Source organism: Pseudomonas sp. WS 5071, from assembly GCF_012985765.1.
Classification (GTDB): domain Bacteria; phylum Pseudomonadota; class Gammaproteobacteria; order Pseudomonadales; family Pseudomonadaceae; genus Aquipseudomonas; species Aquipseudomonas lundensis_A.
Map to the genome: position 1 here is coordinate 1 of NZ_JAAQWY010000089.1, position 608 is coordinate 608.

The 608-nt window shown below is 50.7% G+C and carries 1 protein-coding gene; it reads left to right on the forward strand.

Annotation, left to right across the window (positions count from 1 at the left end; all coding sequences use genetic code 11):
• Nucleotides 1-97: 97 nt before the first annotated feature.
• A partial coding sequence (locus HBN61_RS22340; RefSeq protein ID WP_170047933.1) for a dihydrofolate reductase family protein occupies nt 98-608 on the forward strand: 511 nt, incomplete at its 3' end.

The window sequence follows — 608 nt, forward strand, 5'->3', positions numbered from 1 at the left end:
CGCCACAGACCATTTCCAATCCCATAATGAGACGCTATGCGATCTTGGGCTTTGAGGACATGCTATAAACACCGCCAAAAAAGGAGTCTCTCTGACCATGGATACAAAATGTTCGGTCTTTATCGCAGCAAGTGTTGACGGCTTCATTGCCAGGATGGATGGAGATATTGAGTGGCTCCATCGGCCGGAGTACGAGTGCCCTGTACTAAGGGGGCTCACTTATGATGAGTTCATGACAACGGTCGATGCACTGGTTATGGGGCGCAAGACGCTGGATAAGGTGTTGTCTTTCCCTGAGTGGCCCTATGAAAACACGCGAGTCGTGGTGCTCTCACATGGGGAGGTAACGCTGCCACCAAAACTGCGAGGCAATGTCGATGTGTTAGCGGGCGATCCGGTACTTATCGTGGCGCAGCTTGCGGCTCAAGGTCTGAAGCATCTATATATAGACGGAGGTCAGACCATCCAGGCTTTCCTCGCAGCGGGATTGATCAACGAGATCACCATTACGCGTATTCCAGTGTTGTTGGGCAAAGGGATTCCATTGTTCAGCCATCTGGGTGATGAGCGTAAATTATGTCTGATTGACTCATCAGCATCTGATAACG